The organism is Nonomuraea antri (assembly GCF_013283785.1).
Lineage (GTDB): Bacteria > Actinomycetota > Actinomycetes > Streptosporangiales > Streptosporangiaceae > Nonomuraea > Nonomuraea antri.
This window is the reverse complement of the sequence record NZ_JABCPZ010000411.1, coordinates 1-4,562: the sequence shown is the minus strand read 5'-3', so window position 1 is coordinate 4,562 and position 4,562 is coordinate 1. Positions and strand designations below refer to the sequence as shown.

The window sequence follows — 4,562 nt, the reverse complement described above, 5'->3', positions numbered from 1 at the left end:
CCCATACCCCCGCCGCCACCGCCGCCCTGACCGGCTGGCCACACCACCGCGCGGAAACGGCGCTGGAACGCCTCCACGACGCCCGCCTCCTCGAACCCGCCGGACCCGACCGCTACCAGCTCCACGACCTGGTCGGCCTCTATGCCCGCGAACGCGCCCACCAGGACCTGCCTGAGGACGACCGCGCGGCCGCCGTCCAACGTGCGCTCCACCACCACCTGACCACCCTGTGGATGGCGAGCACCATGTTCAACACCGATCCCGTGCTGCGCTGCCCCGTCGAGTTGCCCCCGACCGTCTTCAAGGACCTGGCGGAGGCGGGACGATGGATCCAGGACGAACGGGACAACCTCCTCGCCGCCGCGCGGCAGGCGTTGGCCGGCCCCGACCCGGTGACCGCCGTCGGCCTGGCCATCGGACTCCACTGGCCCTTCTGCTACCAGGGCTGGCACACGCAACTGGCCGACATCTACACCCACGCCATCGAGGTGGCCGATCGCAGCGCGGCCTGGGAGGACAAGGCCCAGCTGCGCAGTTTCCTCGGCTGGGTGCACCGGGATCAGGGCCGCCACGATGCCGCGATCGCGGAGCTGAAGACCGCTCTCACCGACTGGGACCGCGCCGGACTGCCGCAAAGGAAGGCGGGAGCACTCAACAACCTCGGGGTCATCAACACGATCGTGGGACGACTCGACGACGCGCTCGCCTACCTGGAGTCCGCGTTGGAGCTCAACGGCGACGCCGGACGCCCTGGCGCCACGGAAACGATCCGTAACAACCGGGTCCACGTCTACTACCGTCAGGGGCGCTTCGACGAGGCGATCGCGGAAGCGCGCGAGCTGGCTGAGCTGGGGCCGAAGGCGGGCCCGCTCGCCGATGCCGGCATCGCGCACGGCTCGCTGGGCGACGCCTACCGCCACGCCGGCCTGCTCACCGAGGCGGTGGAAAGCTACACGACGGCCGTGCGGCTGCTCAGCGAGTCAGGATACCGCCTGAAGGAAGCCGTGTCCCGCTGGTGGTTCGGCACGACACTGCACGATCTCGGACGACACGGCGAAGCACGCAAGCAGTGGGAGGATTCCATCCGCCTCCTGCTCGACGCCCGCCTCCTCTCATCATGGGAAGCGACGGAACTCCTCGCCCAGCCCGTGCCGGAAACACCCCAGCCGATCAAGAACATGCTCTGACCGGCGACGGATCTCGTGCATCAGGTCATCTTCCGCGCCGTTCGATCCTCGCCACGTAACCAACCTCATGGAATGGCACAGCCAGGCGGCGATGCGGCACACCCGCAGCCACTTCAAATCGGCCAAGCGGCACGCGTGGCACCTGTGCCGTGGGTACGGGCCTTCCAGGTGGCGGCCGAGCCGGGCGGCGGGGATGCCGGCAGCGGCTCGTCCGTCGGGCTGGGGTGGCCAGCCGCACCGCCCCCGAACTGCAGGCCGAATCCCGCCACCAGCACCTGTCCAGCCTCGGCCGCTGCATGCGCCTGGGCGAGGAGACCGCCGCCCGCATCACCGCCGAGCACGACCCCGCCAATCGGCGCCGCCGTTCCCGATGACGTCGCAGATCCCATCACGCAGGAATCCGACGTGAGCAATCACAGTTCAGAGACGGCCTGCCGGATCTCCCGCGCCAACGCCGCCGGCGCCAAGGCGTACGGTTCAGGCGAGGTTCTTCGGCGGCAGGGGCGACTTCGACGGAGTCGAGGACTGGGCGCGCCCGGGTCCTGCTCGTGACTGCGGGCTTCTTACATCCTAGATTCGTGCGGTGATGACCAGATTTCTCGTGATCGCCGGCCTGTTGTCCCTCAACGCGCCCGCGCAGGCTCCCGTGGTCCACGTGATGACGTGGAACGCCTGCGCCGGCACGTACGCGAGCTGCCCCCTGTTCCGGCGCACCACCGCCGAGCTGGCCTGGCACGTCGCCGTGCTGGCGACCAAGGCGGACGTGGTCTTCCTGCAGGAGTTCTGCACGGGCGCGGATGCCGACCTGGAGCGCGAACTGGAGACACGCACCGGCCGGGCGTGGAGCGTGAAGTCGGCCGGGTTCGCCCACCCGGACGGCTCGCCGTACCAGTGCGCCCCCGACTGGAACGGCAGGCCGCGCGGGGTGTGGAGCATCACCATGGCCGTGGCGGAGCCGGACACCCGCTTCGAGGTGCACGCGCTGACCTCGCCGCCGTGGGGCACCCGCAGGTACGCGATCTGCACGGCCGGCCGGACGTTCTGCACCGCGCACTTCTCCTCCGGCTCGATCTACGACGACAGGCAGAAGGGCGCGCCCTACCGGCACCGGCAGCTTCGCGAGCTGTTCAAGCTCGGCCGGGGCGTCGTCGGCGGCGACCTCAACCTCGTGCCGCGCAACGCCGCGCCCGCCTACAAGGGCCGCGACGAATGCGACCCGCGCAACCGCTGGACCTATGTCACCCGCAAACGGAAGATCGACTACGTGTTCGCGGGCGACGGCCGCATGCGGGGATGCTTCGTCGACTACGCCAGGCGCACCTGGTCGGACCACGTACCGATGCACGCGATGGTGGCCCGCTAGCCGCCGGGTTCAGCCGCCCGCACTCGGCGCCGACCTGGCACGATCCCCAGATTCCGCGCCGATCTCCCCGGGACGCGCCACGGATGCCGCCACGCTCTGACTACGCGCCCAGGCTTCGCGCTCGGCTGGAGGTCGAACAGCAGCTCGTCCAGGACGCCGATGACCGCGGCTGGACCCGCGAGGTCGAACGGCATACGTCCATCGGCCGACGACTTCAAAGCCTCATCGCCGAACTTGGCGAACCGTCCGATCCCGAAGCCCCCGAGACGACAGGACAACGACCGTGCACTGGCCCGATCGGAGCGTGACCCCCACGCAACGCGCGCGATCTTCTCCTGGTCGCCGCTCGCCGGGAGGTGCACGAGCACGGCTGCGCCGTTCCCGCAACGCTGTGGCGCATGGTGGGCCGGTGACCAGCGACGTCACCGCCACCCTCGATCAGCTCAGCCGGTATCTGTCGGCATGGTCGCTGTCACTGCTGCTGGGCGGTGACGACGTCGGCGGGCAACCGGCCGATTCCGCATGAGCAGTTCCGGCGGGAGGCGGATGCGTGGCGCGCCGGGCTGGTGGAGCACGCCTCGAACGCGCCGGTCCCGGCTCGTGTGGCCGGTACTCGGGCGCTGCGGGTGCTCAAGGACGCCTTCAGCGACGCCGTCCACCTGCGTAACGACCTGTTCTCCTACCAGCGGGAAACGCAGGACGAAGGCGAGATCAACAATGCCGTGCTGGTGTTCGAGCACTTCTGCGGCTGCGGCCCGCAAGAGGCCGCCGACCGGGTCAACGACCTGCTGACCTCGCGGCTGCACCAGTTCGAGCACACCACCCTGACCGAACTGCCGGCCCTGTTCGAGGAACACCGCCTGGACCCGGCCGAGCGGTCACAGGTGCTCGCCTACGCCCTAGGGCCTGTTTCGAAGTGTTGATCAGCGGCGTGTCGGAGCCGGACAAGCGAAGAGGCCTCCGGTAAAGGGTTCAACGACCAAGAAGAACCTGTAACCGGAGACCTCGTGGCCACCTTAGCGGTGACGCGGCGGTTCGACCTCACCGATGCGCAGTGGGCGCGGCTGGAGCCGCTGCTGCCCGCACCCAAAAGGCCAGGTCGGCCATCGCAGTGGAGCAAACGCCAGCTGATCGACGGGATCCGCTGGCGGGTCCGGGTCGGCGCACCCTGGCGGGACATACCGGAGTGCTACGGCTCCTGGCGGGCCATCTACAGCCTGTTCCGCCGCTGGCAGCGGGCTGGCATCTGGCAGCAGATCCTCACCCGGCTCCAGGCCTCCGCCGATGCCCAGAGCCTGATCAACTGGCAAGTCGGCGTGGACTCCACCATCTGCCGAGCCCATCAGCACGCAGCCGGCGCCCCGCGGCACGGCGAATTGCAGATCGAACCACCCGGCGGAGTCCGGCCCGAACCTGCCGATCATGCCCTTGGACGATCCCGCGGAGGCCTGTCGACCAAGCTGCACCTGGCGTGTGAGCAGGGACAGCGGCTGCTGGCCGTGGTGCTCACCGCCGGGCAGCGCGGCGACGCGCCGCAGTTCCCCGCGGTCATGGCCGCGATCCGGGTACCCCGGCTCGGGCCAGGCCGCCCGCGCACCCGACCCCAGATCGTCCGTGCTGACAAGGCCTACTCCTCACGCGCGATCCGCCGGCATCTACGGGCACGAGCGATCCGCTGCACCATCCCCGAGCCTGCTGACCGGATCGCCGCCCGGCAGCGGCGCGGCAGCCACGGTGGCCGGCCTCCAGCTTTCGACCCCCTTGACTACCGCGCCCGCTCAGCCGTCGAGTGCGGCATCAACCGGCTCAAACGGCATCGCGGCATCGCCACCCGCTTCGACAAACTCGCCGTCCGCTACGAAGCCACCGTCCACATCGCTGCCATCAACGACTGGCTAGCCATCCTTTGAAACACGTCCTAGGGCTGCAGGATTGGCAGGCCGGCGGGCACGAGTGGCACCTGCGCTCCAGCCGCCACATGAACCACGCCACCCGCCACGGCCCTGTCTCTT

Annotated in this window: 5 protein-coding genes; all 5 read left to right on the top strand. The window is 69.7% G+C overall.

From position 1 onward, the window contains the following. A partial coding sequence (locus tag HII36_RS53445) for a tetratricopeptide repeat protein (RefSeq protein WP_173531071.1) occupies positions 1–1,187 on the top strand: 1,187 nt, incomplete at its 5' end. A 224-nt stretch (positions 1,188–1,411) separates the two neighbouring features. Next, positions 1,412–1,561, top strand: coding sequence for a hypothetical protein (locus HII36_RS53440; RefSeq protein ID WP_173531070.1), 150 nt, complete (start codon positions 1,412–1,414; stop codon positions 1,559–1,561). 212 nt (positions 1,562–1,773) lie between these two features. Continuing rightward, a complete protein-coding gene (locus tag HII36_RS53435; protein WP_173531069.1) occupies positions 1,774–2,550 on the top strand; it encodes an endonuclease/exonuclease/phosphatase family protein in 777 nt (258 codons plus the stop codon). Positions 2,551–3,038: 488 nt separating this feature from the next. Continuing rightward, positions 3,039–3,473, top strand: coding sequence for a terpene synthase family protein (locus tag HII36_RS53430; RefSeq protein WP_328808310.1), 435 nt, complete (start codon positions 3,039–3,041; stop codon positions 3,471–3,473). A gap of 84 nt (positions 3,474–3,557) precedes the next feature. Then, positions 3,558–4,460 (top strand): IS5 family transposase, encoded by a 903-nt coding sequence (locus tag HII36_RS53425; RefSeq protein WP_173531068.1) that lies wholly within the window; start codon positions 3,558–3,560, stop codon positions 4,458–4,460. Positions 4,461–4,562: the final 102 nt, after the last annotated feature.

Coding starts and splice junctions, on each gene's coding strand:
- HII36_RS53435 (WP_173531069.1), top strand. CDS start 1,774: ATGACCAGATTTCTCGTGATCGCCGGCCTGTTGTCCCTCAACGCGCCC.